The sequence below is a fragment of the Kutzneria viridogrisea DSM 43870 genome, assembly GCF_000525635.1.
Lineage (GTDB): Bacteria > Actinomycetota > Actinomycetes > Mycobacteriales > Pseudonocardiaceae > Kutzneria > Kutzneria viridogrisea.
Map to the genome: position 1 here is coordinate 8,472,487 of NZ_CP007155.1, position 23,118 is coordinate 8,495,604.

General features: G+C 71.2%; 19 protein-coding genes. 15 read left to right on the forward strand and 4 right to left on the reverse strand.

What is annotated here, in order from left to right; all coding sequences use genetic code 11:
• Nucleotides 1-31: 31 nt before the first annotated feature.
• The 4 genes from KALB_RS36840 to KALB_RS36850 all read left to right on the forward strand — a co-directional run bounded on the left by KALB_RS36840 (nt 32) and on the right by KALB_RS36850 (nt 2,943).
• A complete protein-coding gene (locus tag KALB_RS36840) occupies nt 32-1,696 on the forward strand; it encodes a hypothetical protein (protein ID WP_025360690.1) in 1,665 nt (554 codons plus the stop codon).
• Nucleotides 1,697-1,733: 37 nt separating this feature from the next.
• Nucleotides 1,734-1,883, forward strand: coding sequence for a hypothetical protein (locus KALB_RS47945; RefSeq protein WP_158510877.1), 150 nt, complete (start codon nt 1,734-1,736; stop codon nt 1,881-1,883).
• Nucleotides 1,884-1,973: 90 nt separating this feature from the next.
• Nucleotides 1,974-2,474 (forward strand): cysteine dioxygenase, encoded by a 501-nt coding sequence (locus KALB_RS36845; RefSeq protein ID WP_025360691.1) that lies wholly within the window; start codon nt 1,974-1,976, stop codon nt 2,472-2,474.
• A 73-nt stretch (nt 2,475-2,547) separates the two neighbouring features.
• Nucleotides 2,548-2,943 (forward strand): rhodanese-like domain-containing protein, encoded by a 396-nt coding sequence (locus tag KALB_RS36850; RefSeq protein ID WP_025360692.1) that lies wholly within the window; start codon nt 2,548-2,550, stop codon nt 2,941-2,943.
• Between the two features lie 29 nt (nt 2,944-2,972).
• Here the strand turns inward: KALB_RS36850 and KALB_RS47950 are convergent, their stop codons facing one another.
• On the reverse strand, nt 2,973-3,110 hold the full coding sequence (locus KALB_RS47950) for a hypothetical protein (RefSeq protein WP_158510878.1): 138 nt from the start codon (nt 3,108-3,110) through the stop codon (nt 2,973-2,975).
• Between the two features lie 329 nt (nt 3,111-3,439).
• Here KALB_RS47950 and KALB_RS36855 point away from each other — a divergent pair, with 329 nt between their 5' ends.
• Nucleotides 3,440-4,564, forward strand: a complete 1,125-nt coding sequence (locus KALB_RS36855; protein WP_148309797.1) for a hypothetical protein — start codon at nt 3,440-3,442, stop codon at nt 4,562-4,564.
• A 260-nt stretch (nt 4,565-4,824) separates the two neighbouring features.
• Here KALB_RS36855 and KALB_RS36860 read toward each other — a convergent pair whose 3' ends face one another.
• Nucleotides 4,825-5,370: a hypothetical protein gene (locus KALB_RS36860; RefSeq protein WP_025360694.1), complete on the reverse strand. Its 546-nt coding sequence runs from the start codon at nt 5,368-5,370 to the stop codon at nt 4,825-4,827.
• Between the two features lie 194 nt (nt 5,371-5,564).
• Nucleotides 5,565-8,114: an alpha-glucan family phosphorylase gene (glgP, locus tag KALB_RS36865; protein WP_025360695.1), complete on the reverse strand. Its 2,550-nt coding sequence runs from the start codon at nt 8,112-8,114 to the stop codon at nt 5,565-5,567.
• A gap of 183 nt (nt 8,115-8,297) precedes the next feature.
• On the opposite strand from glgP, the gene KALB_RS36870 reads away from it, so the two are divergent.
• The 5 genes from KALB_RS36870 to KALB_RS36890 all read left to right on the forward strand — a co-directional run bounded on the left by KALB_RS36870 (nt 8,298) and on the right by KALB_RS36890 (nt 16,939).
• Nucleotides 8,298-10,268: a maltotransferase domain-containing protein gene (locus tag KALB_RS36870; RefSeq protein WP_025360696.1), complete on the forward strand. Its 1,971-nt coding sequence runs from the start codon at nt 8,298-8,300 to the stop codon at nt 10,266-10,268.
• A 79-nt stretch (nt 10,269-10,347) separates the two neighbouring features.
• A complete protein-coding gene (gene treS / locus KALB_RS36875) occupies nt 10,348-12,105 on the forward strand; it encodes a maltose alpha-D-glucosyltransferase (protein WP_025360697.1) in 1,758 nt (585 codons plus the stop codon).
• Entirely contained in the window at nt 12,102-13,445 is a 1,344-nt protein-coding gene (locus tag KALB_RS48920; RefSeq protein WP_025360698.1) for a maltokinase N-terminal cap-like domain-containing protein, read from the forward strand. The genes treS and KALB_RS48920 overlap by 4 nt, the downstream gene beginning before the upstream one ends.
• Nucleotides 13,442-15,610: a 1,4-alpha-glucan branching protein GlgB gene (gene glgB / locus KALB_RS36885; protein ID WP_025360699.1), complete on the forward strand. Its 2,169-nt coding sequence runs from the start codon at nt 13,442-13,444 to the stop codon at nt 15,608-15,610. The genes KALB_RS48920 and glgB overlap by 4 nt, the downstream gene beginning before the upstream one ends.
• A gap of 129 nt (nt 15,611-15,739) precedes the next feature.
• Entirely contained in the window at nt 15,740-16,939 is a 1,200-nt protein-coding gene (locus tag KALB_RS36890; RefSeq protein ID WP_035976806.1) for a L,D-transpeptidase, read from the forward strand.
• A gap of 74 nt (nt 16,940-17,013) precedes the next feature.
• On the opposite strand, the gene KALB_RS36895 is transcribed toward KALB_RS36890, so the two are convergent.
• Nucleotides 17,014-17,844, reverse strand: coding sequence for a hypothetical protein (locus tag KALB_RS36895; protein ID WP_025360701.1), 831 nt, complete (start codon nt 17,842-17,844; stop codon nt 17,014-17,016).
• Nucleotides 17,845-17,992: 148 nt separating this feature from the next.
• Between KALB_RS36895 and KALB_RS49650 the strand changes: the two genes are divergently transcribed.
• The 5 genes from KALB_RS49650 to KALB_RS36920 all read left to right on the forward strand — a co-directional run bounded on the left by KALB_RS49650 (nt 17,993) and on the right by KALB_RS36920 (nt 23,114).
• Complete coding sequence (locus KALB_RS49650) at nt 17,993-19,327, forward strand: sensor histidine kinase (RefSeq protein WP_025360702.1); 1,335 nt, start codon at nt 17,993-17,995, stop codon at nt 19,325-19,327.
• The gene (locus tag KALB_RS36905) at nt 19,315-19,959 is read left to right on the forward strand and encodes a response regulator (RefSeq protein WP_025360703.1); all 645 of its coding nucleotides are present in this window, start codon (nt 19,315-19,317) and stop codon (nt 19,957-19,959) included. The genes KALB_RS49650 and KALB_RS36905 overlap by 13 nt, the downstream gene beginning before the upstream one ends.
• 47 nt (nt 19,960-20,006) lie before the next feature.
• The gene (locus KALB_RS36910; protein WP_148309800.1) at nt 20,007-20,633 is read left to right on the forward strand and encodes a pentapeptide repeat-containing protein; all 627 of its coding nucleotides are present in this window, start codon (nt 20,007-20,009) and stop codon (nt 20,631-20,633) included.
• Nucleotides 20,634-20,774: 141 nt separating this feature from the next.
• The gene (locus KALB_RS36915; RefSeq protein WP_025360705.1) at nt 20,775-22,139 is read left to right on the forward strand and encodes a neutral zinc metallopeptidase; all 1,365 of its coding nucleotides are present in this window, start codon (nt 20,775-20,777) and stop codon (nt 22,137-22,139) included.
• Between the two features lie 96 nt (nt 22,140-22,235).
• On the forward strand, nt 22,236-23,114 hold the full coding sequence (locus tag KALB_RS36920) for a trypsin-like serine peptidase (protein WP_236650101.1): 879 nt from the start codon (nt 22,236-22,238) through the stop codon (nt 23,112-23,114).
• Nucleotides 23,115-23,118: the final 4 nt, after the last annotated feature.

Below are 23,118 nucleotides of genomic sequence, written 5' to 3' on the forward strand. Positions count from 1 at the left end.
CTTTGTCGGAGGTCTGTGACACCCTGACGCCATGCAGCAGCAGCTGGGTCCGGACGACGAGCGGTCCTACCTCGACCTGCGCGACCAGCTCGTCGAACGGTTCACCGCGTGGGCCGCCGAGCAGGGCCTGCCGGTGAAGCACGCCGGTGACGCCGTCGAGCTGCTGGAGTGGAAGCGGCGCAGGGACACCAACCTGTTCCTGTGGACGGTCGAGGACCTGGACGAGTACCTGCGCGTCCGGCTGCCGGTGGCGCTGTCCCTGCCGCTGCTGCTGTGCAGCGACGCCATCGCGGTGGCCGGGGCGATGATGGCCTTCCTCGGGGCGCACCGGCTGCTGGCCGAGGACAGCGCCACGGTCACCGAGCTGACCGACCGGGTGAGCGTGATCGCCGAGGAGGCCCTGGCCACCTCCCGTGACGACCCGAGGGTGCGTGCCCTGCTGGCACACGTGCGTGGCCCCGGCTCGACCGCGGGCCCCGACGAGCTGCTGGACCGCGTGCGGCTGCTGCCGATCGAGGTGGTGCGGCGCATCGTGGCCGAGGCCACCGCGCGCACGATCGGGCCGATCCGGATGCCCGGGGAGCGGGCCCAGCACGAGTCGGCGGGCCGCTCGCTCGCCCTGCGGCGGTTCACCGCGCTGCGCGAGTTCTGCGGGGCTGGGGGCCGGGAGCTGACCACGCGGGGCTGGCTGCCCGCCGGGGACGCCGAGCCGCTGGGCACCGACCCGGAGGGGCTGCGCTGGCTGGTGGAGTGGGCGCTGGCCGCGGGGGCCGTGCGCCGGTTCAAGGGCAGGCTGGTGCCGGTGGCGGCGTGGACCAGGACCACGCGCGACCCCGTGGTGGCCGTGGGCAGGGCGCTGGACGCCTACGTGGGGCTGACCGGGCCGGCCGCCGCCGGGCTGGGCGAGCTGCTGATCACGCTGGTCACCGCGTACCTGCACGGCCAGCAGGTGGACCTGGACCTGTTCCCGGACGGCGGCGGGGCGCACGCCGAGCTGGCGGGTGGGCTGGCCGACTGCGGGCTGGTGGTGGCCAACGGCTCGCTGCTGCGGCTGAGCGACTGCGGGGTGCCGATCGCGGTGCAGCTGGCCGAGGCCACCGGCGTGTTCGTGGTGCGGCTGCCCGCCCCGGAGCAGGCCACCGCCGACGAGTTGATCGACGGCCTGGTGTCGGCCACGCCCGAGGAGTGGGGCGAGGACGTGCGCCGCTGGGCCGCCGACCGCGAGCCGCGGCTGGTGGCCAGGGAGCTGGTCGGCAGGCTGGGCCAGCCCGCCCGGCCCTCCGGCATGGTGATCGTGGGCCTGGACGTGGCCGGTGGCGTGCTGGGCGCGCCCGCGGTGGTCGCGCCGGTACGGCTGCTGCTGGGTGGGCCGCACGACGGGCCAGCGGTGCTGTGGCTGATCAAGCACAACGCGCTGGACACCTCCGACGTGCCCAGGGACCGGTTGGCCCGCGCGTACGTGGACGTGCTGGCGGCCCTGCTGGACTCGGTGGGCCCGGCCGGGGTGCTGTCCAGCGTCACCCAGAAGCGGTCGCGGGCCGAGCAGCTGTCCTTCCTGGAGAGCCTGTGGCGCAGCGACCACCCGAGGACCGGGGAGGTGTTGGAGGCGGTCAGCTCACACCACCGGGACCGGGTGGTGGCCAAGGCGGCGCGCGAGCTCGGGGCGCGGCACCGCAGCTGGCAGGCGAGGGGCTGAGCCGCGAAAACCTCGGTCACCGAGGCGAACTCACCCTGTGAGAGGCCCCGAGCGGATCCTGCTGCGCGGGCCCGCGCTGTGGCACGATCAAGATGTGCTCCGACCGCTGCTCACCTGGCGGGACCGGGTGATCGACCTGGCCCTGGTGTCCTCGTGCGCCTGTACCCGGTCGCGACGCGGCGGCTGAGCACCCCCGGCACCACTGGTGGCCGGTCCCTGGCCCTGTGTCGCGCCCGAAACGGCTGACTTCCGGCACAGGACACCAGGAGGCGATACCTTGACCACGGCCATCCAACTCGACGTCCACCCCGAACTCGACCAGCCCCTGCTGCGCGACCTGATCTTCCCCGAACGTCCACTGTGGACTCCACGACAGCTGCGTGACCTCACCAGGACCGTGGCCAGTGAGCTGACCACCTCCCTGCTGGGCGTGCTCGACTACACCGAGCCCCAACGCTGGTGGGCGCGGCTCGCGCTGACCGGCGGGGTGGAGCTGTGGCTGCTGTCCTGGCTGCCCGGCCAGGGCACGCCGCCGCACGACCACGGCGGGGCCGCGGGCTCGTTCACCGTGCTGCGCGGGATTGTCAGCGAGGACTACCGCTACCCCGGCGGCCCGATCCGCTCCAACCGCCTGCCGGTGGGTCACAGCGTGGCCTTCGGTGGCGGGCGGGCGCACCAGGTGCGCAACCTGGACCAGGCACCTGCGGCCACCGTGCACGCCTACTCGCCGCCGCTGCTGCCCACCCGCGAGTACCGCGGCCTGGAGGACGTGCGATGAGCGAGCTTGCGAGCGAATCATCGAGCACGGCGTGCGCGCGAAGGCGTGCACCGAGCGCCAGCGAGGTGCGGGCATGAGCGGAGTCGAGGAATTTCTCGCCGAGGCAAGGACTTCACTGAACCGCGTCACTCCGCACGAGGCCGACGAACTGCGCCGCTCCGGTGGACTCGTGATCGACATCAGGCCGCACGCCAACCGCGCCGCCGAGGGCGAGATCCCCGGCTCCGTGCCCGTGGAGCGGATCCACCTGGAGTGGCGGCTGGATCCGAACGGCGAGCACCGGCTGCCCGGGTTCACCGCGCGGAGCCGGGTCGTGGTGGTCTGCAACGAGGGCTACGCCTCCAGCCTCGCCGCGCGCGACCTCCAGCGCGTGGGCCTGCCGCTGGCCACCGACCTGATCGGCGGCTTCCGCGCCTGGGCCGCCGCCGGCCTACCCGTCCACCCCGGCGGCCGCCCCGCAGTGCCGTAACGGCGCGTCCGGAGCGCCGCTCCATCGCGTCATTGCGAGCCCGCCCCGACCGCCGCGAAGGTGGCTTTCACTGCGCTCAACGCAGCGAACGGCACTTTCGCAGCACGGCCCGGCAGCGTCATGAAGGTGCCCTTCGCGACGCCCAACGCCCGGAACGGCACCTTCATGACACGACGCGGCGGGCGAGGTCGAGTTCCGGGCGACCGGAACTCGCAGACCGGTGGCCGGGACTAGGGCCGTTCGAGACCGGGACTCACGCGCCAGTCACCGGGGCTCACACGCCGGTGACCGGGACTCACCCACCCCAGAACGGGACTCGCCAACCTGTCGCCGGGACTCGCCCGCCGCAGGCCGGGACTCACGCGCCTGTCGCCGGGACCTGCAAGCCGCAGACCGGGACTCGCGCGCCCCAGAACGGGACTCGCCGGGGGTGGGCGGCGCAATGTGGGCACTCGCCCGGTTGGAACCGGGGCGGCGCCGCTAGCGTCTGCAGATCGTGCGTCCCTCCGTGCTGCTGCCCCTTGCCGTGCTGCTCGCCGTGGTGCTGGTCGAGCGCGATCCGGTCGGCGCGCTGGTCGGGGCCGGTGGGGCCGTGGCGGGCGCGTTGATCGGCTTCGCGGTGCTGCAACTGGGTGTGCTGGCGGGCGGCCTGGCCCTGGGCGCGCGGGTGTCGCGCGTGGTGGTCGGGGTCGGCGGCCGGGTCCGCGACTGGAAGCTGGGCGCGCGCACGGTCACGCTGCGCCGCCTGCCGGTGATGCTGTCGGTGACGGTCGGCCCGGGCCGCGCCCCGGTGCGACCCCGGCTGTGGGCGACCTCGCTGGTGTCGGCACTGTGTGGGCTGGCCGCCTGCGTGCTGCTGGCGGTGCTGGGCGACGGCCCGTTCTGGCACGGCGCGGCGCTCGGCGCCACGGCGGCGGTGGGCATGTCCCTGTGGCCCAGGCGGACCGTGTCGATGACCTCGACGGGCTGGATCCTGGCCAACTACCTCCGGCTGGCGGGCAGGGAGGCGGCGGAGCTGGACGCGGCCCCGCTGGTGTCCGAGGCCAGCGCGGCGGTGCGGGCCGGTGACATGGCGGCGGCCGAACAGGTCGCGCGGGAGTTGGGCGAGCGGTACCCGGCTCTGCAGTCGGCGGTCTTCGCCCGGGTGATCATCATGGAGGCGCGCGGGGAGTACGGCCCGGCCATGCAACTGGTGCTGGGCATGATGCGCGCGGAAGGCGTGGAGCAGCGCGACTTCACGTTGATGATGGCGGGGCTGGCGGGGCTGGCGGCGGCAGCGGTGGAGGCCGGGCAGCTGGACCGCGAACTGGGCCTGCACACCACGCGGCAGTCGATGGCCGACGCGGAACAGCTGGGGTACCCGGCCCACAAGTTGAACGGCACCAAGGCCTTGCTCGCGTTGCTGGAGCAGGACACCGAGTCGGCGATCACCCTGGCCACGAAGGCGGCCTACCTGGGCGAGGACGTGGTGGGCCGGGCCGATGACCTGGCCACGCTGGCGCGGGCGCACATGGTGGCCGGGGACAACGCCAAGGCGCGCAGCGTGCTCGCGGAGGCGGAGCGGTTGGCGCCGTGGTGGCCGAGGGTCGTGGGCACCCGGGAGCGCCTGGACGTGTGCTGACTTGAGGCGGGACAGCAAGGCTGCTGGACACGCACCGGCGGGCAGCCAGGCACCGGCGAACACGGACACGCGCAGACCCGAGACGAGACAGCGAAACGCCCGGACACACACCGGCAGCCAACCAAGCACCAGCAAACACGAACGCGCGCTAACCCGAGACGAGCCAACAAAGCGCCCCGACACGCCCCAACAAACCCCGAACACACGCTGACGCCGCGCGGTCTGTGGCCGCGCGGCGTCAGCGAGTCGAGTGGGCGGGATCAGGTGCCGGGGATCGGCGGCAGGCCGCCGGGCGGGGCCGGGATCGGCGGGGTGCCGCCACCGGGGACCGGCAGGTCGAACGGCAGGCACTTGGCGGTGTTGATCGCGGTGATGGCCTTGCCCAGCGCGGCCATGGCGGTGGTGATGGCGGCCGGGTCCGGCGGGGTCTTGATCGCGGCGGCCAGCACGCCGAACAGGCTGGACATGGCGTTCACCACGGCGTTGAGGCAGGCGCTCGGGTCGGCCTTGACCGCCGTGCCGGGCAACGGGGGCAGGCAGCCCGCCTTCTGCAGGGCCATGACCTTCATGATGACGTCACCCGTCGCGTCGCGGACCTTGTCCGCGTTCGGTTCGGGCAGCAGCGCGGCCTTGAGCCCGTCCAAAGAGGTGAGCAGGGCCTTGACCTCGGGCGTGTCCTTGGTGCAGTCCGCCTTGGCGGTCGCTGCGACAGCTGCGGGCGCGGGGGTCGCCGAGGCCGAGGCGGACAGCCCGGTCGCCGCGAGCACCGCGACTATCGGCACGCAGACCAGCAGTTTCTTGAGCATGAATCGTGTCCTCTCGTCAGTGCTACAACCAGGACACTCGTGAGGAGAAGTGAGAAGCCGGGTTGTACGAGAACGCTTCTGTGCTGGGCCCGGACGGATGGTAAGCACGTACGGAACGGCACCGCGCGACGAGATCTACGATTCACCTGTTAGAACGCGAGGAGCCCTCGTGAACGAGGGCCCCTCGCGCCTGGTCATCCGGCCAGGATCACGCGACCGAGCTCGGCGGGGGTGGCCAGGAGCTCGTGCTTGGGCAGCACGCGAACCGTGTAGCCGACCGAGCCGACGTGCGGCAGCGGCATTTCCGCCACATACGAACCGTCACCGTCCACCCGCATGGATTCGGTGACCACCTCGGACAGTTCACCGGAATCAGCGACACGACCGATCACTGCCTGCACATCGACATCGGCCGGGGTCAACCCGTTCAGGTCCACCCGCGCCCGCACGGTCACCGGGTGGCCGACCACCGGGGCCTGTGCCCCGTTGACCGACATGTCGGTGTCCACCACGTGCACCCGGTTCCAGGCGGCGCGGATCCGCGCGCGGTACACCGCCAGCTCCTTGGCGCCCTGGAAGGAGTTCTCCCGCACCGAACCGGCCGAGCGGCCCGCGGGCGCGTAGTAGTTCTCCACGTACTCGCGGACCATGCGGGATGCCTGGAGGTTCGGGCCCATCGAGGCCAGGGTGTGCCGCACCATGGCCATCCAGCGGGTCGGCACCCCGTCCGCGCCCCGGTCGTAGAACAGCGGGGCCACCTGCTGGTTGAGCAGCTCGTACAGGGCGGCGGCCTCCAGGTCGTCCCGGCGGTTGGGGTCGGCGACCCCGTCCGCGGTCGGGATGGCCCAGCCGTTGCTGCCGTCGTAGAACTCGTCCCACCAACCGTCCCGGATGGACAGGTTCAGGCCGCCGTTGAGCGCGGCCTTCATGCCCGAGGTGCCGCAGGCCTCCAGCGGGCGCATCGGGTTGTTCAGCCACACGTCGCAGCCCCAGTACAGGTACCGGGCCATGGACATGTCGTAGTCCGGCAGGAACACGATGCGGTGGCGCACGCCCGCGTCGTCGGCGAAGCGCACGATCTGCTGGATCAGCGCCTTGCCGCCGTCGTCGGCCGGGTGCGACTTGCCCGCGACCACCAGCTGCACCGGGCGCTCCGGGTGCAGCAGCAGCGCGCGCAGCCGCTCCGGGTCGCGCAGCATCAGCGTGAGCCGCTTGTAGGTGGGCACCCGGCGGGCGAAGCCCACGGTGAGCACGTCCGGGTCGAACACCGAGTCGGTCCAGCCCAGCTCCAGCGCCGAGGCACCGCGCTGCAACCAGGCCACCCGCACGCGGCGGCGCACCTCGTCCACCAGCTTGCCGCGCAGCCCGCAGCGCAGCTCCCACAGCAGGGAGTCGGTCACCGGCTCGAAGGTCAGCGGCCCGGTGCCCGTGTCGGCCTCGCTGCCGCCGAGCAGCTTGCTCATCTCGCCAGCGGCCCAGGTCGGGCCGTGCACCCCGTTGGTGACCGAGCCGATCGGCACCTCGCGTGCGTCGAAGCCCTGCCACAGCCCGCCGAACATGCCGCGGCTGACCTCGCCGTGCAGCCGGGACACCCCGTTGGCGCGCTGGGCGAGGCGCAATCCCATGTGCGCCATGTTGAACAGGCCCGGGTTCTCCTCGGCCCCCAGGGCCAGCACGCGCTGGATCGGCACGCCGGGCAGCAGCTGCTCCCCGCCGAAGTAGTGCTGCACCAGGTCCACCGGGAACCGGTCGATACCGGCGGGCACGGGGGTGTGCGTGGTGAACACGGTGCCCGCGCGGACCGCCGCCAGCGCCTCGTCGAAGTCCAGGCCGTCGCCGGTGATCAGCTCGCGGATCCGCTCCAGGCCGAGGAAACCCGCGTGGCCCTCGTTGGTGTGGAACACCCCGGGCTGGGCGGTGCCGGTCAGCTCGCAGTACACCCGAACCGCGCGCACCCCGCCGATCCCGGCCAGGATCTCCTGCTGGATTCGGTGGTCCTGGTCCCCGCCGTAGAGCCGGTCGGTGACCCCGCGCAGGTCCGGGTCGTTGTCCTCCACGTTGGAGTCCAGCAGCAGCAGGGGCACCCGGCCGACCTGCGCCTTCCAGATCCGCGCGCGCAGCACCCGCCCGCCGGGCAGCGCCACGTGCACCAGGATCGGCGCACCACTGGGCTCGGTCAGCAGCTCCAGCGGCAGCCCACGCGGGTCCAGCACCGGGTAGTGCTCCACCTGCCAGCCGTCCAGGGACAGCGACTGGCGGAAGTAGCCGGAGCGGTAGAGCAGGCCGACACCGATCAGCGGCACGCCCAGGTCGGAGGCGGCCTTGAGGTGGTCACCGGCCAGCACGCCCAGGCCGCCGGAGTAGTTCGGCAGGGCCTCGGTGACGCCGAACTCCATGGAGAAGTAGCCGATGGAGGCGGGCAGTCTGGTCTGGTCGGCGTCCTGCTGGCGGCGCTGGTACCAGCGCGGCTCGGTCAGGTAGCGGTTCAGGTCCTCGGCGACGGCTCTGGTCCTGGTGAGGAAGGACTCGTCGGCGGCGAGGCGCTCCAGGTGGGCGGCGGGCACGTCGCGCAGCAGGCGCAGCGGGTCGTTGCCGGCCTGCTCCCACGCCTGGGCGTCGACCGCCGCGAACAGCTCCTGCGTGGGTGGGTGCCAGGTCCAACGCAGGTTCGTGGCGAGCTGGCCGAGGGCGGACAGCGGCTCGGGCAGGCTGGCTCGGACGGTGAAGCGGCGTAGAGCTCTCACGGCCGGTGACACTAGCCGCCGCCCCCGCACCCCCTGCAATGTTGTCAGGGAATTCCGCAAAAGTTTGCAAGGTCACGGTAGTCAACGGAGAGTCACGAAACAACCGCAACCCGGTGGTTTAGAGCTGGATCGAGCAAGGCACACTATTGAGCGGGTGGCGGCGACCTAGGGGCGTGGGGCGGCATGAGTGGACGGTTGGGCATCGACGATGTAACGCCTACTGTGAGTTGCGGGCGTTACCCGAGCAAAGCAGTCGTCGGTGAACACGTCCCGGTGCACGCGACCGTGTGGCGCGAGGGCCACGACGCCGTCGCCGCGACCGTGTCCTGGAAGGGCCCGTACGACCGGACCGCGCGGCAGACCCGCATGGTGCCGCAGGACGGCGGCCTGGACGGGTTCGCGGCCACCCTGGTGCCCGACGCCGAGGGCATGTGGACCTTCCGGGTGGACGCCTGGAGCGACCCGTGGGCCACCTGGCTGCACGCGGTCGAGGCCAAGCTGGGCGCCGGTCAGGGCGCCGCGGAGCTGGCCAACGACCTGGAGCTGGGCGCGCGCCTGGTGGAGCGGGTCGGCAAGCGGCCGGACCGGCGCTCCGCGCGCGGGCAGCTGGTGGAGGCCGCGGCGGCGCTGCGCGACACCGGGCGGCCCCTGCCGGAGCGGGTGGCCGCCGCGCTGAGCGAGGACGTGCGGCGGATCATGCACGAGTTCCCGGTGCGGGAGCTGGTGACCAAGGGCAAGGCGCACAAGGTGTGGGTGGACCGCCCGCGCGCGGCCTACGGTTCCTGGTACGAGTTCTTCCCGCGGTCCACCGGTGGCTGGGACGAGTCGGGCAAGGCGGTGCACGGCACCTTCGTGACGGCCGCGCGCGAGCTGGACCGGGTCGCGGCGATGGGCTTCGACGTGGCCTACCTGCCGCCGATCCACCCCATTGGGCGGGTGAACCGCAAGGGCCCCAACAACACCCTGGTCGCCGGGCCGGAGGACACCGGGTCCCCGTGGGCGATCGGCGCCGCCGAGGGCGGGCACGACGCGATCGCCCCGGAGCTGGGGTCCATGGAGGACTTCAAGGCCTTCGTGGACCGGGCGCAGCAGCTCAACATCGAGATCGCGTTGGACCTGGCACTGCAGTGCGCGCCGGACCACCCGTGGGTGGCCGAGCACCCGGAGTGGTTCACCACCCTGCCCGACGGCACGATCGCGTACGCGGAGAACCCGCCCAAGAAGTACCAGGACATCTACCCGCTGAACTTCGACAACGCCCCGCAGTCGCTGTACGCGGAGGTGCTGCGGGTGGTGCTGTTCTGGGTGGAGCGCGGGGTGCGGATCTTCCGGGTGGACAACCCGCACACCAAGCCGCCGGACTTCTGGCACTGGCTGATCTGGGAGGTCAAGCGGACCCACCCGGACGTGCTGTTCCTTGCCGAGGCCTTCACCCGGCCCGCGCGCATGTACGGCCTGGCCAAGCTGGGCTTCACCCAGTCCTACACCTACTTCACCTGGCGCACCGGCAAGCAGGAACTGATCGACTTCATGGTCGACCACCTGGCGCACGTGGACGAGGCGCGGCCGAACCTGTTCGTGAACACCCCGGACATCCTGCACGAATCCCTGCAACACGGCGGGCCCGCGATGTTCTCGGTGCGCGCGGCCCTGGCCGCGACCCTGGCGCCGACCTGGGGCGTGTACTCGGGTTTCGAGCTGTTCGAGCACGAGGCCGTGCGCGAGGGCAGCGAGGAGTACCTGGACTCGGAGAAGTACCAGCTGCGTCCCCGCGACTGGTCCACCGCGATGGCGGACGGCCGTTCGCTGGAACCGTGGCTGCGCAAGCTGAACCACGTGCGTCGCGCGCACCCTGCGCTGCAACAGCTGCGGACGCTGTACTTCCACCACGTGGACAACGACGCGTTGATCGCGTACTCCAAGACCGACCCCGCCTCCGGCGACACCGTGGTATGCGTGGTCAACCTCGATCCGCACAACGCCCAACAGGGCACGCTGTGGTTGAAGATGCCCGAGTTGGGCATGGACTGGCACGAGCGCTGCGTGGCGCACGACGAGGTCACCGGCGACACCTGGGACTGGGGCCAGGCCAACTTCGTGCGCCTGGAACCGTGGCGTGCCGTCGCGCACGTCATCAGCATCCTTCGCAAGTAAGCAGCAATCCGGATAACCAACGGCAGCCCTGGGTACCCAGGGCCTACTTGCCGACCGATCACGAAGGGTGGTGGCGTGGATGCCGGACGACCCGCAAGGCGGCGAAGGCTTCACCGAGGACGGCCACCTCGTCGAACCCCAGGCCGACGAGTTCGCCCACGCGGTGCTGGCACCGCGGGAGCCCGAGTGGTACAAGAGTGCCGTCTTCTACGAGGTGTTGGTGCGGGCCTTCGCCGACTCCAACGGGGACGGCACCGGTGATCTGCGCGGGCTGGCGTCCAAACTGGACTACCTGGAGTGGCTCGGGGTGGACTGCCTCTGGCTGCCCCCGTTCTACGCCTCGCCGCTGCGCGACGGCGGCTACGACATCAGCGACTTCCGCAACGTGCTGCCCGAGTTCGGCACCGTGGACGACTTCGTGTACCTGCTCGACCAGGCGCACCGCAGGGGCATCCGGGTGATCACCGACCTGGTGCTCAACCACACCTCGGACGCGCACTCCTGGTTCCAGCAGTCGCGCAGCGATCCCACCGGCCCCTACGGGGACTACTACGTGTGGAGCGACAGCGACGCGGGCTACCCGGACGCGCGCATCATCTTCGTGGACACCGAGAGTTCGAACTGGACCTACGACCCGGTGCGCGGGCAGTTCTACTGGCACCGGTTCTTCTCCCACCAGCCCGACCTGAACTACGAGAACCCCGAAGTCCAGGAAGCCATGGTCGACGTGCTGCGGTTCTGGCTGGACCTGGGCATCGACGGGTTCCGGCTGGACGCGGTGCCCTACCTGTTCGAGGAGGAGGGCACCAACTGCGAGAACCTGCCGCGCACGCACGAGTTCCTCAAGCGCTGCCGCAAGGTCGTGGACGTGGAGTACCCGGGCCGGGTGCTGCTGGCCGAGGCCAACCAGTGGCCCGCCGACGTGGTGGAGTACTTCGGGGACGCCGGTGTTGGTGGGGACGAGTGCCACATGGCCTTCCACTTCCCGTTGATGCCACGCATCTTCATGGCGGTGCGGCGGGAGTCGCGGTTCCCGATCTCGGAGATCCTGGCGCAGACCCCGAAGATCCCCGAGGGCTGCCAGTGGGGGATCTTCCTGCGCAACCACGACGAGCTCACGTTGGAGATGGTCACCGACGAGGAGCGGGACTACATGTACGCGGAGTACGCCAAGGACCCGCGCATGAAGGCCAACATCGGCATCAGGCGACGACTGGCCCCGCTGCTGGACAACGACCGCAACCAGCAGGAGCTGTTCACCGCCATGCTGTTGAGCCTGCCGGGCTCGCCGGTGCTGTACTACGGCGACGAGATCGGCATGGGCGACAACATCTGGCTCGGTGACCGGGACGCGGTCCGCACCCCGATGCAGTGGACCCCCGACCGCAACGCGGGCTTCTCGCGCTGCGACCCGAACCGGATCTACCTGCCGGTGATCGCCGACGCCACCTACGGCTACCAGGGCGTCAACGTGGAGGCGCAGATCAACAACTCCTCCTCGCTGCTGAACTGGACGCGCCGCATGCTGGAGGTCCGCACCGAGCACAGGGCGTTCGGCTTCGGCGACTTCACCGAACTGGGCTCGTCCAACCCGAGCGTGCTGGCCTTCCAGCGGCGCTGGCAGGACGACGTGCTGCTCTGCGTGAACAACCTGTCCCGGTTCCCGCAGCCGGTGGAGCTGGACCTGTCGGAGTTCCACGGGTACACCCCGGTGGAGCTGACCGGCGGGGTGCACTTCCCGCCCATCGGTGAGCTGTCCTACCTGCTCACCCTGCCGGGGCACGGGTTCTACTGGTTCCAGTTGCTGGCGACGACGGAAGGCGGCGAGGCACCGTGACCGACCTGAGCCAGTTGCACGAGCGGCTGCGCGAGTGGCTGCCCGGCCAGCGCTGGTTCGGCGCCAAGAACCGGGCCGTCGGCGCGGTCACCACCAAGCAGGTGGTGACGCTGGTCGAGGGCGAGCCTGGATTAGTGCACGTCGTGGTGTCCGTGGCCGACGGCGAGGACTACCAGCTGCTGATCGGCCTGCGCACCGAACTGCCCGAGCACCTGGAGCACGCACGGATCGGCGTGCTGAACGGGCAGGTCTGCTACGAGGCGGCCTTCGACTCCGAGCTGACCTCCCACCTGCTGGGGCTGATCGCCGAGGACAGCTGGGTGGGCGGCATCCACTTCGCGCCGGAGGGCGACGCGGGGCTCGACCCCGAACTGCGCGGGCGGCCGGTGGGCGTGGAGCAGTCCAACACCTCGCTGGTGTTCGGCAACCGGTACATCCTCAAGCTGTTCCGCAGGGTGGTCGCCGGGCCCAACCCCGACCTGCAACTGCACCGGGCCCTGTACTCGGTGGGCTCCAAGCACATCGCGCGCCCGCTGGGCGTGGTCACCGACGGCTTCGTGGTGCTGGGCATCATGCAGGAGTTCCTGCCCGCGGCGGCCGAGGGCTGGGCCATGGCCACCGCGAGCGTGCGGGACCTGATGGCCGAGGGCGACCTGCACGCCGAGGAGGTCGGCGGGGACTTCGCCGGCGAGGCGTACCGGCTCGGGCAGGCGGTCGGCGAGGTGCACGCGGACCTGCGGCGTGCACTGGGCGAGGACCGCGAGGACGAGCGGCGGCTGCACGAGGCGGTGGACGCCATGCACCGCAGGCTGGACGGGGTGCTGGCCGAGGTGCCCGAACTGGACAAGCACGAGCAGGCCCTGCGCGCGGCCTTCGAGCAGGCCCGCGCCGAGGGCACCCGCGTGCAGGTGCAGTACATCCACGGGGACCTGCACCTGGGCCAGGTGCTGCGCTCGCCAACCGGCTGGGTGCTGATCGACTTCGAGGGCGAGCCCGCGGCCCCGCTGGCCGAGCGCAACGCCCTGCGCTCGCCGCTGCGCGACGTGGCGGGCATGCTGCGCTCGTTCGACTACGCTGCGCACCAGATGCTGGTCGGTCAGGAGGACGACCACCAGCTCACGGTGCGCGCGCTGGAGTGGAGCGACCGCAACCGGGAGGCGTTCTGCGACGGGTACGCGGGCGTGGCGCCCGATCCCCGCGAACAGGCTCCCCTGTTGCGGGCGCTGGAGTTGGACAAGGCCGTGTACGAGGTGGCGTACGAGCACGGGAACCGACCCGAGTGGCTGGCCGTGCCGCTCGCGTCCATCGCCAGGATGACCGGAGGAGAGGACCAGCCGTGACGAACTGGGCACCCGCGGAGGCCGAAGTCGCGCGGCTGCTGTCGGGCTCGCACCACGACCCGCACTCCGTGCTGGGCGCGCACCCGCACCCGGAGGGCACGGTGGTGCGCGTGCTGCGGCCGGGTGCGCAGGGCGTGTCGGTGCTGATGGGTGACCAGCGCTACGAGCTCAAGGCCGTGATCGGCGGGCTGTTCGCGGGGCTGGTGCCCGAGCAGCCGGGTGACTACCGGGTCGAGGTGGACTACGGCGAGGGCAACGTGGTGCTCGCCGACGACCCGTACCGCTGGTTGCCCACGGTCGGCGAACTGGACCTGCACCTGATCGGCGAGGGGCGGCACGAGCGGCTGTGGGAGGTACTCGGCGCGCACGTTCGCAGCTACGACACCCCCGGCGGGCCGGTGGCGGGCACCTCGTTCGCGGTGTGGGCGCCGACCGCGCGCGGGGTACGCGTCTGCGGTGACTTCGACGGCTGGGACGGCCGCGCGAACCCGATGCGCTCACTGGGTTCCTCGGGGGTGTGGGAGCTGTTCCTGCCCCAGGTGCCCGCGGGCAGCAAGTACAAGTTCCGGCTGCTGGGCCAGGACGGGCGGTGGCACGAGAAGGCCGACCCGATGGCCTTCGCCGCGGAGGTCCCGCCCGCCACCGCCTCGGTGGTGCACACCCCCGACTACACCTGGTCGGACGAGGAGTGGATGTCCACTCGGGACGCCGTGGACTGGTCGCGGCGACCGGTCAGTGCCTACGAGGTGCACATCGGTTCCTGGCGGCAGGGCCTTGGCTACCGCGAACTGGCCGAGCAGCTCGGCGACTACGTGGAGCGGACCGGGTTCACCCACGTGGAACTGCTCCCGGTTGCCGGGCACCCGTTCGCCGGTTCCTGGGGCTACCAGGTCACCTCCTACTACGCGCCGACCCCGCGCTTCGGCTCCCCCGACGAGTTCCGCTACTTCGTCGACCACCTGCACCAGCGCGGTATCGGCGTGATCGTGGACTGGGTGCCCGCGCACTTCCCGCGCGACGAGTGGGCGCTGGCCCGGTTCGACGGCAGCCCGCTCTACGAGCACGCCGACCCGCGCCGCGGCGAACAGCCCGACTGGGGCACCTACGTGTTCGACTTCGGCCGCAACGAGGTCCGCAACTTCCTGGTCGCCAACGCCCTGTACTGGATCGAGGAGTTCCATGTCGACGGCCTGCGCGTGGACGCGGTGGCCTCGATGCTGTACCTGGACTACTCCCGCAAGGACGGCGAGTGGCTGCCCAACGTGCACGGCGGCCGGGAGAACCTGGACGCGGTGCAGTTCCTCCAGGAGCTCAACGCCACCGTGTACCGGCGGCACCCCGGCATCATGATGATCGCCGAGGAGTCCACCGCCTGGCCCGGTGTGACCCGGCCCACCCACCTGGGCGGGCTGGGCTTCGGTTTCAAGTGGAACATGGGCTGGATGCACGACACCCTGCGCTACCTCGGGCACGACCCGGTGCACAGGTCGTACCACCACAACGAGATGACCTTCTCGCTGATGTACGCCTGGACCGAGAACTTCGTGCTGCCGCTGTCGCACGACGAGGTGGTGCACGGCAAGGGCTCGCTGTGGACCAGGATGCCCGGGGACGACTGGAACAAGGCCGCCGGGCTGCGCTCCCTGCTGGCGTTCATGTGGGCCCACCCCGGCAAGCAGCTGCTGTTCATGGGCGGGGAGTTCGGCCAGGTCGCCGAGTGGTCCGAGGCCCGGTCCCTGGACTGGCACCTGCTGGACGACCCCCTGCACTCCGGGGTGCAGACACTGGTCGGCGACCTCAACCGGATCTACCGGGACTGCCCCGCCCTGTTCAGCCAGGACACCTCCCCGGACGGCTTCTCCTGGATCGACGCCAACGACTCCGCGGGCAACGTGCTGTCCTTCCTGCGGCACGGCCAGGACGGCTCCGTGCTGGCCTGCGTGGCCAACTTCGCCGGTACGCCGCACCAGGACTACCGGATCGGCCTGCCCAGCGCGGGCCGCTGGCGGGAGGTCCTCAGCACCGACGCCGAGGGCTACGGCGGCTCCGGCTGGGCCAACCGCGGCGAGATCGTGGCCATCGAGCAGCCCTGGCACGGCCGCCCCGCCTCGGCGGTGGTGCAACTGCCGCCGGCGGGCGTGATCTGGCTGGTGCCCGAGGGGTGACCAGCGGCTAGGTCGAGCGGGCGCGCCGTGGGAGAATGGCAGCGGTCGCTCGACCAGTCTGCCGGGGAAATTCGCCTCGTTGCCGAAGTGTGACGCAACGACGTGCGTGGGAAGGACGTCTGAACAGTCATGCGGAGGGTGCGAATCGTCGGTCTGGCTGCCATGGCCCTGTGCCTGGTGGCGTGCAGCGGGGGTGGCAACACGGTTGCCGGTGTCGGCAGTGCCAGCCCGACAACGGTGCCTGCCGCCAAGGTCAGCATCACCGCCGCGGGCGGGGACCAGGTCAACCCGAAGACCCCGATCGTCATCAAGGCCACCGACGGCACGCTCAGCGCGGTCACGGTGACCAACCCGCAGTCGGGCAACAAGGTGGTCGGCGACTTCTCCGCCGACAAGACCACCTGGACCAGCAACGACACGCTGCGCTTCAGCGCTGTCTACCAGGTCGTGGCCACCGCGGTGAACAAGGAGGGCAAGTCGGTCGAGCAGAAGGGTGAGGTGCACACCCTCACCGCGACCGCCGTGGCCGCCCCCAGCCTGTTTCAGGCCCCGGACGTGGCCAACGACTTCGGGGTCGGGCTGATCATCGGCGTGAAGTTCGACCACGACGTGAACGACAAGGCCGCCGCCGAGAAGGCGCTCAAGGTGACCTCCACCCCGGCGCAGGGCGGCAGCTGGTACTGGGTGAGCAAGCGCGAGGCGCACTTCCGGCCCAAGCAGTACTGGCAGGCGGGCAGCACCGTGAAGCTGGAGACCGGGGTCTACGGGCAGGCCCTCGGTGACGGCACGTACGGCGGCCCGGACGTCTCGGCCACCTACAAGATCCACGACGCCTGGGTGGGCAAGGCCGACGGCAACACCCACCAGTTGCAGGCCTTCCACAACGGCGAGCTGGTGCGCACCGCGCCGACCAGCATGGGCAAGACGGCGAACACCCCGCCGCGCGGCCCGACCCCCACCTTCAACGGCACGCACGTGGTGCTGGGCAAGACCGCGCACATCATCATGGACTCCTGCACCTACGGCATCTGCGAGGGCCAGCCGGGCTACTACAAGGCCCCGGAGAACTGGGACGTGCAGATCTCCGGTGACGGCGAGTTCCTGCACGAGAACCTGGCCACCGTGAGCGTGCAGGGCAGCCAGAACGTGTCCAACGGCTGCCTGAACCTCAACACGGACAACGCCAAGTGGTTCTTCGACAACTTCAACATCGGCGACCCGATCGAGGTCACCAACTCCGGCGGCCCGCAGCTGGCCATCAACAACGGCCACGGGGACTGGGCCATCGACTGGGCCACCTGGCAGTCCGGCAGCGCCCTGCACGGTTGATCCCGCGCACGTCATGAAAGTGCCGTATGAGACATCTGATGTCTCATACGGCACTTTCATGACATGGGGCCGGGTCAGCCGACCTTTTCGATCACGGCGCGGCGGATCAGGAACTTGCCCTGCTCGCGGACCTGTTCGAAGGCCGCGGTGTTCAACAGCACGCAACTGCCGGACACCGAGGTGACGGTGACGGTCGTGGACTTGTTGTTGTCCAGGTTGGTGACCTTCAGCTTGGTGCCCTGCGGGAACTGGTTGCTGGCGGCGGCCGGTGCGCCGCCCTCACCGGACAGGGTCACCGTGGATCCCTTGCACACCACGCCGTTGCCCGCGGGCGCGTTCGTCGCGGGCGGCGCGGCGGTGGGCTTCGCGGGCGGGTCGGCCGGAGCCGGTGCGCCACCGCCGTCACCCGCCGGGTCCTCGCTCAACCCGCAGCCCGCCGCGTCCAGCCGCTGCTGGATCAGCGACACCACCTGACGCCGGTTGGCGATACGGGCCGCCGACTGCGAATCGGGGTGGGCCAGTTGGTCGGCGATGAACTTCTCGTTGTTGTCCAGCGCGGTCCGCAGGCCCTGGCAGTTCTCGGTCGCCTGACCGGTCTCCGAGTTCGGCCCCGCCGTCACGTCCCTGGTACAGCCCGCGGCCTTGCGCCGCTGGTCGATCTGGTCGATCACGGCCTGCCGGTTGGCGATGCGGGCCTTGGACTGGGCGTCGGGGTGCGCCTGCTGGTCGGCGATGAAGTTGAGGTTGTTCTGCAGGGCCGTGTCCAGGCCCTGGCAGTTCTCGGTCGCGGCCTGGCTGGTGCCGGACACCACGGCGAACCCGCCGCCGACCACCGCGGCCACCCCGAGCACGGCGGCGCTGCCGAGCACCGCGGCGCGCTTGCGGCTGGCGCTCACTCTGGTCAACAAGGACATGCACCGCTCCTCAGCACTGAAGGGTCGTGTTCGTCCGCTACCTACCGCTGCCGAGCTGGATTGGTTCAACCAAAGTTGGACCGGTTCGGGGGTTAACCGGGTGGGCGGGCCGCCCGGCACCTCCGTAAGGTGCGAAAACGTGGGCGACGGGTGGTTCAACCGAGTGGTGCTCCGCCCGTTGGTCGCGGCGAGCACCTGGCGAGCGATGCTGCACCTGCTGGGTGCCTCGCTGTGGTCCACCGCGACAGTCGCGGTCCTGCTGACCGGCCTGCTGCTCTCAGTCGCCTCCGTGCCGCTGCTGTTCTACTTCATCTACGCGATCTTCTCGGTGTCCACCGTGTACAGCGGTATCGCCACGGCGCTGCTCGCGGCGTTGGTGCTGCTGATCGTGCCCGCGTTCGTGGCCACCGGCTACGTGGTGGACGGCTGCACCCGGTTGGAGTCCACCTGGTACCGCAACGTGCTGGGGGTGGACCTGCCGGTGGCGCTGCGGCTGCCCACCGAGGACATGGGCCTGTGGCGCCGGTTCCGGACGATGATCACCGATGCCCTGCTGTGGCGGCTCGTGCTGTACACGGTCATCCGCTGGCCGCTGGCCCTGCTGACCGCCACCGCCGCGCTGGCCGCGTGGGTGGTGCCGCTGAGCATGGTGATCGCGGGGGTCGGCTACTTCATCGCCTACTCGGTGAACACCCAGCGCGCCCCTGCCGAAGGCCTGCTGTCCTGGGTGCTGATGATCGTGGTTGTGCCGCTGGCCCCGTACGCCACGCGCCTGCTGACCCGGGTGCACGTCTGGCTGGCCAGGCGCTTCGTGAGCCGGATGTCGGCGGGCCAGCTGGAGGCGCGGGTCGGTGAGGTCGAGCAGCGCAGGCTGGACGCCATGGACGCGGCCGAGGCCGAGCGCCGCCGCATCGAGCGCAACCTGCACGACGGGGCGCAGCAGCAGCTGGTCGCGCTGGCGATGATGCTGGGCAGGGCGCGGCGCAAGTTCGACACCGACCCCGAGGGCACCAGGGCGCTGCTGGACGAGGCGCACCGCAACGCCAAGGAGGCCATCGTCGAACTGCGCGAACTGACCCGTGGCCTGGTGCCCCCGGTGCTGACCGACCGCGGGCTGGACGCCGCGCTGTCCGCGCTGGCCGCCCGCTCGCAGATCCCGGTCGCCGTGGAGTACGACGTGCCCGCGCGGGCGGGCCGCACCGTGGAGTCCATCGCCTACTTCATGATCTCCGAGTCGCTGGCCAACACCGCCAAGCACGCGCACGCCAGCCGGGCCTGCGTACTGGTCCGGCGCACCGGCGGGGTGCTGCGCGTGGAGGTCCGCGACGACGGGGTCGGCGGCGCCACCGCCACCCCGGGGTCCGGGTTGGCCGGGCTGGCCGACCGGGCCGCCGGGGTGGACGGCACGCTGGCCGTCTACAGCCCCGAGGGCGGGCCGACCACCATCATCATGGAGCTGCCGTGCGAATCGTGATCGCCGAGGACGCCGTGCTGCTGCGGCACGGGCTGAGCCTGCTGCTGACCGAGAACGACCACGAGGTGGTCGAGGCCGTGGACGACGCCGAGAAGCTGCTGCGCGCGGTCGGCGAGCACGCGCCCGACGTGGCCGTGGTCGACGTGCGCATGCCGCCCACGCACAGTGACGAGGGCCTGCGCGCCGCGCTGGTGATCCGCCAGCGGTGGCCGAGGACCGCCGTGCTCGTGCTGTCCCAGTACGTGGAGGAGCGCTACGCCTCCGACCTGATCACCGGCGAGCTGAACGGGATCGGCTACCTGCTCAAGGACCGGGTCGCCGACATCGACGAGTTCCTGTCCGCCCTGGAGCGGGTCGGCACGGGCGGCACCGTGTTCGACCCCGAGGTCGTCGCCCAGATCCTCGCCCGCAGCCGCAAACAGGACCCGCTCAGCTCGCTCACCCCGCGCGAGCGCCAGGCCCTGGAGCTGATGGCGCAGGGCAGGTCCAACGCCGGTATCGCCGAGGGCCTGGTCATCACCGAGGGCGCCGTGGAGAAGTACGTGGCCAACATCTTCACCAAGCTCGGACTGCCCAAGGCGGGCACCGAACACCGCCGGGTGCTCGCCGTGCTGCGCTACCTGGAGAGCTGACGAGATTCGCGTGAAGGTGGCTGTGCGAGGCTTGCGGGGTGGCGAGCGTGCAACGGCCGGACCTGGACCTGGAGCTGCTGACCGAGGCGGGCGGCGAGCTGAGCGGCGAGCTGGACCTGGACGAGCAGCGGGTGGTCGGCGGCGGCCAGCGGGGTGGGCACGGGCGGGGCAGGATCGTGTCCTCGCTGGTGGCGCGCACGGATCTGAGCGGGGCGCGGTTCGGCCCGCTGGAGCTGGTCGACTCGGTGCTGGAGGACGTGGACCTGTCGAACGCGGTGCTACAGGGCGTGCAGGTGCGCACGGTGGAGCTGCGCAACTGCCGGGCCATCGGCCTGACCCTGTCGGCGGACCGCAGCTCGGCGCTGTCGGTGCGGGACTGCCAGCTGGATTTCGCCTCGGTCCACCTGGAGCAGTCACGGGGCGGCGCGGCCTTCGTGGGCTGCTCGCTGCGGGAGGCGAGGCTGAGCGGGGACCTGGCCAAGGCGGTGTTCGAGGACTGCGACCTGACCGGCGCGGAGTTCCGGGCGACCGGCGCGAAGGGCTGTGACCTGCGCGGGTCCACGCTGACCGGGGCACAGGGGCTGGGCGCGATGCGGGGCGCGGTGATCTCGCTGGAGCAGGCGGTGTCGATCGCGGCGGAGCTGGCGGCGGAGCTGGGCCTGGCGGTGCGCTGATCGGGGCGGGAGCCGGACCACGAACCGGCACCACACCACCGCCCACCACCGCGCCGATCGGCGGCTGAGCCCGTTGCGCCGATCGTGACAGCGCCGTTCAGCCCGGGCCTCACCGCCGGCGGATCAGGCACACTGTGGGGCATGCGATCGTGGGGCCGTCTCAGCGCGGTGCTGGCCGGGCTGCTGCTGGTGACGGCCTGCGCCACGGCGATCCCGGGTGAGCCGATGAGCGCCTCGGGAGCGCTGGTGGGCTCGGTGGACCCGATCTTCGTGCAGGGCACGGACGGCAAGGACACCGACCAGTTGGCGGCCACGGCAGTGACCGACGTGCAGGAGTTCTGGCGGCAGACCTTCCCCGCGGTGTTCGGCAAGCCCTGGAAGGACCTGTCGGGCGGCGTGTTCTCGGTGGACACCAGCGACCAGAAGGCCAAGGCCCCGCCCTGCACCCAGCAGGCGGCGGACGTGGAGGGCAACGCGTTCTACTGCCCGCAGAGCGACTCGGTGGCCTGGGACAGGGCGGCGCTGCTGCCGGTGCTGAGGGACCGGTTCGGGGACGCCTCGGTGGTGCTGGTGCTGGCGCACGAGCTGGGCCACGCGGTGCAGAGCCGCTCGGGGCTGACCCCGCAGGCGGAGCGGGCCGATCCGGAGCGGTACCCGACGATCCTGATCGAGACGATGGCCGACTGCTACGCGGGGGCGTTCGTGCGCTCGGTGGCCGAGGGCAAGGCCCAGCACCTGAGGATCAACCCGAGACAACTGGACCTGGCGCTGGGCGCGCTGGTGAGTTTCCGCGACCCGGTGGGCACGACCCAGTCGGCGGCGGGCGCGCACGGGGACGCGTTCGACCGGGTGTCGGCCTTCCAGGACGGCTACGGGCAGGGCGCGAAGCTGTGCGCGGGCATGACCGTGCAGAACCGGACCTTCACCCAGCGCGGGTTCACCAGCCAGCAGGACCTGGCCACCGGCGGCAACCTCAAGCTGGTGCAACTGGTCAGCCTGCTCACCCCGGACCTGAACAACTTCTTCGGCCAACTGGTGGGCACGGCCTGGCAGGCGCCCGCGCTCAAGTCGACCGACGTGGACCCGAGCTGTTCCGGCGGGACGCAGGGGCCGGTGGCCTACTGCGTGGACCAGAAGGCCGTGGCGCTCAACGCGAACGGCACGATCCCCAAGCTGGTGGCCGACATCGGCGACTTCGCCGCGGGCACGCTGATCGCCAGCAGGTACGGGCTGGCGGCGGTGGCGGCGCTGGGCAAGCCGGTGGACGGGCCGGACGCGGGCAAGCAGGCGGTGTGCCTGGCCGGGGCGTACACCGGCTCGGTGCTGGCCAGGCAGGGCACGGCCGACGTGGCGCTGTCCCCCGGCGACCTGGACAAGTCGGTGCAGGTGCTGCTCGGTTACGACTACGCGGCGCGCAACAGCGCGGGCAGGGCCGTGCCGACCGGGTTCGAGCGGGTCGCCGCGTTCCGGGACGGCTTCTCCCGCGGGGCCAAGGTCTGCGTCTGAGTGGCCGGCACAACCTCGGAGCTGCCGGAACGTCTCCCTGGTATGCGACAGGTTCTCGGAAGTTCGCGTCGGGGCGGAATCCGTTCGCTCGCCGTGGTGGCGCTCGCCGCCGCGACGGCACTGGTACTGGCACCGGCCGCCCAGGCAGGCACCCCCGCCGTGGACACCGTGGTCACCGACTACTCCACGGCCGAGCGTGCGGCGGCACTGGAGTACTGGACCCCAGAGCGGATGCGCCAGGTCGGGGTGGAGTCCTCGGAGCGGGCGGAGGTGATCGCCCAGCCGTGGCGCGGCACGCCCCCACAGGGCACGGGCCGGTTGTTCTTCGTGGAGAACCCGGGCCAGGACGCCTGGTGCACCGCAACGGCCGTGCACAGCGGCAACAAGGACGTGGTCGTCACCGCCGGGCACTGCGTGTGGCCGGGGTTCACCCGCGAGGGCGTGCAGATCAAGTCGGAGAAAATGGTCTTCGTCCCCGGCTACGACAACGGCGCGCGGCCCGAGGGTGTGTTCGCCGCCAGGGCCACCCTGGTCGCCAAGTCCTACACCGAGAAGAGCTCGCCGGATGTGGCGATGGTGGTGTTCGACCAGTCGGGGGGCAAGCACCTCGCCGACGCGGCCGGGGCCCAGGACATCGCCTTCGACCGGACCACCGCGGGCCGCAGCGCCCTGTTCGGCTACCCCGGCTCCAAGGGGGCGCACGGGGAGTCCCTGCGCTGGTGCGACATCGAGGTCACCCAGGACAGCATCCCGGACCGCTGGCACACCCCCTGCGACATGGCGGGCGGCTCCAGCGGCGGCCCCTGGCTCGCCGACTTCGACCAGGCCACCGGCCACGGCACGATCTACTCGGTCACCAGCAAGGGTGCCCTGGACTTGGACCCCACCACCAACGAGGTGGTGACCACCGAACTGGTCGGCCCCAAGCTGGACGGGGTGGCCCGCTCCCTCTACGAGCAGGCCGGGCAGCGCTGAGCCA

What these genes read in the sequence shown, in the direction of transcription:
- KALB_RS36840 (WP_025360690.1), top strand. Translation starts at nt 32, where the DNA reads ATGCAGCAGCAGCTGGGTCCGGACGACGAGCGGTCCTACCTCGACCTG.
- KALB_RS36850 (WP_025360692.1), top strand. Translation starts at nt 2,548, where the DNA reads ATGAGCGGAGTCGAGGAATTTCTCGCCGAGGCAAGGACTTCACTGAAC.
- KALB_RS47950 (WP_158510878.1), bottom strand. Translation starts at nt 3,110, where the DNA reads ATGAAGGTGCCGTTCCGGGCGTTGGGCGTCGCGAAGGGCACCTTCATG.
- KALB_RS36860 (WP_025360694.1), bottom strand. Translation starts at nt 5,370, where the DNA reads ATGCTCAAGAAACTGCTGGTCTGCGTGCCGATAGTCGCGGTGCTCGCG.
- KALB_RS36870 (WP_025360696.1), top strand. Translation starts at nt 8,298, where the DNA reads ATGAGTGGACGGTTGGGCATCGACGATGTAACGCCTACTGTGAGTTGC.
- treS (WP_025360697.1), top strand. Translation starts at nt 10,348, where the DNA reads ATGCCGGACGACCCGCAAGGCGGCGAAGGCTTCACCGAGGACGGCCAC.
- KALB_RS36890 (WP_035976806.1), top strand. Translation starts at nt 15,740, where the DNA reads ATGCGGAGGGTGCGAATCGTCGGTCTGGCTGCCATGGCCCTGTGCCTG.
- KALB_RS36915 (WP_025360705.1), top strand. Translation starts at nt 20,775, where the DNA reads ATGCGATCGTGGGGCCGTCTCAGCGCGGTGCTGGCCGGGCTGCTGCTG.